We start from the raw sequence: 2,919 nt of genomic DNA on the forward strand, positions 1-2,919 counted from the left end.
TCCGAAATTGATCGTACGCCATTGATACCATTGTTTTACAGCACGTACAAGTGCCTCGTACATTTCACCTCCGATAAGCTATACTTATCGAAGGTTAGAAGCCAACATGGTTAATGTCGCGGTAACCATACTGAATGGTTAATTAAGTTCAATTGAAGCATCAAAAAACAATGTTTACAATGAGATGATAATGCGGAGTGCCGGTTTTTTGAGAATCGAAAATGGGTAAGCGGGGCATATCCGTTGGCGGTGCTATTTCACTGTGCAATTGCGCGCTGACTTGCAATCTACCATAATCCGGTCTGTGACAGAAGATTGCTTGCAATAGCACTTTGAAGAAGGCGCGGATGACTGAGATCGACATTGATAGTCTGGATGAAGCGATGCTGATGGCGCTGAACCGGCGTATCGTTGAGAGATTGCAGTTTCTGCAGCAGCAAAGAAATGAGGTAGCCCTTCAGGACATCAGGATCGGCAGCGGCGTGATGTTTGAAGGACCGGATGGTGCCGAGGTTCGTGGTTTTGTAATCCGCCGTAATCGCAAGACAGTGACGGTACATACCGATGACGACAAACAGTGGAACGTTTCGCCGTCATTGCTGAGCCTGACTGGTCGCCATATTTTAGATGAGGCACCGACAAAAGCAGGCCGGGTCGTTCCATTTACAAAACCTGGTCGCCGCCGATAAAGATGAACACTATCGGGCTTTTGCGATGATGAGGCCTGCAAGCTCCGGAATGGCTGGCTTCTGAGTGGATATAGCAAGCCGATCGCCGAGGTAGTGCCAGAATGACAGCCCAAGCTTTTTGCAGGTTTTCATGATACCCAGCATGGTATCGCGGGCAATACGGCCGTCCCGGCTCATGGTGCCGCCGGAGATCTTGCGTTTGGTGACGCAACTGCGCAGATCATTCTCGGCAGCATTGGTGTGCAACGGGATTTCTGGTCGTTCGAGAACTTTCAGCAATTCCTGTTTACGGCGCAGTAAGCGCGTCAAAAGCTTATCCAGATCAGTATATCCGGTGCGGATGGAAAAGATCCGATCGAACCTGACTGTTGATTGCCACTGAGAACTGACCCGGCGTTTCCACCGAGAATTGACCCGCCTGTTAGGTATGTTTCGGGTCTGCGGTCGTGGTCAAGTTCCTCGTTTTCTCCTTTGTCGTTTTAGTGTCGTGCGCAGAGCTGTTCTTGAAGCGGAAGCTGTCGTTTCCGGTTTCAAGGATGTGGCAATGATGGGTAAGCCGATCGAGCAATGCCGTGGTCATCTTGGCATCACCGAAGACGCTGGCCCATTCGCTGAAGCTGAGGTTCGTCGTGATGATGACGCTGGTTCGCTCGTAGAGTTTGCTGAGCAGGTGGAAGAGCATCGCACCGCCTGACGCGCTGAACGGCAGGTATCCAAGCTCATCAAGGATCACGAGATCAGAGTGGACAAGGCGATTGGCGATCTGCCCAGACCGTCCTTGCGCCTTTTCCTGTTCCAGCGCGTTGACCAGCTCGACCGTTGAGAAGAACCGGACCCGTTTGTGGTGATGCTCGATGGCCTGAACACCTATCGCGGTAGCAATGTGTGTCTTGCCCGTGCCGGGGCCACCGACCAGAACGATGTTGTTTGCGTCGTCCAGGAAGTCGCAGCGATGAAGCTGCTGCACGAGCGCCTCGTTGATCTCGCTGCTGGCGAAGTCGAAGCCATTCAGATCACGATAGGCAGGGAAGCGTGCCGTCTTGAGCTGGTAGGCAGTCGAGCGAACTTCACGTTCCGCGGTCTCTGCTTTCAAAAGCTGCGACAGGATCGGAATGGCAGCCTCGAACGCCGGCGATCCTTGCTCGGTTAGTTCGCCGACGGCTTGTGCCATTCCGTGCATCTTCAGTTGCCGCAGCATGATGACGATCGCACCGCTTGCTGGATTATGACGCATGGCGGGCCTCCGTCTTTCTCAGGGCATCGTATCGTTCAACATTGGCCTTGGGCTCGTTGACGAGCGTCAGGGCTTGTGGCGCATCGATGGTCGGCGGCGTGAAGGATTTGCCGTCGACAAGGCGATGCAGCAGGTTCAGAACATGCGTCTTGGTCGGAACACCGGACTTCAACGCCATGTCGACCGCCGACAGGACGGCCTGTTCATCGTGTTGAAGGACGAGCGCCAGGATATCGACCATCTCCCGGTCGCCGCCCGGCTTCTTGAGCAAGTATTGCTGCAAGGCCCGGAATGCATCGGGAAGTTCGACGAATGGTGCACCGTTGCGAAGCGCACCTGGCTTGCGCTGCACTACCGCCAAGTAGTGCCGCCAGTCGTAGATCGTCTGTCCTGGCCTGTCGTGGGAGCGATCAATGACGCGACGATGCTCGCAAATGATCTGTCCTTCTGCGGCGGCCACAACACGGTCTGGGTAAACCCTTAGGCTCACCGGCCGATTGGCGAAGGACGCCGGGACGCTATAGCGATTGCGCTCCAGATGCACGAGGCAGGTCGGAGAGACACGCTTGGTGTATTCGACAAACCCATCGAACGGCCGGGTAATGGGCATGAGCGCGGGAGCTTCTTCCGCCCAAATGTCGGCAATGGTGCCACGCATCTGACCGTGCGGGGTCTGTGCCCAGAACTCCTTGCAGCGTTGCTCGAGCCAGTCGTTCAGGGCTTCCAGCGATGGAAAGCGCGGAACGGGCTGAAAGAACCGATGACGCGCATCCTGAACATTCTTCTCGACTTGTCCCTTCTCCCAGCCTGAAGCCGGATTGCAAAACTCAGGCTCGAACAGGTAGTGGCTAGCCATCGCCTGGAAGCGCACGTTGACGTCACGCTCTTTCCCGCGGCCAACCTTGTCGATCGCGGTGCGCATGTTATGGGATGGACGCCTCCCTCCGAACCTTCAGAATGAAAGGCCAACCAAAGGAGGAAGTCATGACATTCGAA

2 protein-coding genes and 2 pseudogenes are annotated in these 2,919 nt (G+C 55.1%); 1 reads left to right on the forward strand and 3 read right to left on the reverse strand.

Annotation, left to right across the window (positions count from 1 at the left end; translation table 11 throughout):
- The first annotated feature begins 332 nt into the window (after positions 1-332).
- Entirely contained in the window at positions 333-689 is a 357-nt protein-coding gene (locus tag FIB18_RS24490) for a hypothetical protein (protein WP_112808279.1), read from the forward strand.
- A 9-nt stretch (positions 690-698) separates the two neighbouring features.
- Here the strand turns inward: FIB18_RS24490 and FIB18_RS24495 are convergent.
- The 3 genes and pseudogenes from FIB18_RS24495 to FIB18_RS24505 form a co-directional block, all read right to left on the reverse strand.
- Positions 699-1,052, reverse strand: a pseudogene (locus FIB18_RS24495) (IS66 family transposase); the annotation flags it as partial.
- Positions 1,053-1,110: 58 nt separating this feature from the next.
- Positions 1,111-1,923, reverse strand: a complete 813-nt coding sequence (istB, locus tag FIB18_RS24500; RefSeq protein WP_094513296.1) for an IS21-like element helper ATPase IstB — start codon at positions 1,921-1,923, stop codon at positions 1,111-1,113.
- Positions 1,913-2,848, reverse strand: a pseudogene (locus FIB18_RS24505) (Mu transposase domain-containing protein); the annotation flags it as partial. The pseudogene FIB18_RS24505 and the gene istB, both read right to left, overlap by 11 nt.
- Positions 2,849-2,919: the final 71 nt, after the last annotated feature.

The sequence above is a fragment of the Brucella pecoris genome, assembly GCF_006376675.1.
GTDB lineage: Bacteria > Pseudomonadota > Alphaproteobacteria > Rhizobiales > Rhizobiaceae > Brucella > Brucella pecoris.

Bases quoted from the DNA above. Each gene is read 5' to 3' on its own strand.
- istB (WP_094513296.1), bottom strand. From the start codon at position 1,923: ATGCGTCATAATCCAGCAAGCGGTGCGATCGTCATCATGCTGCGGCAA.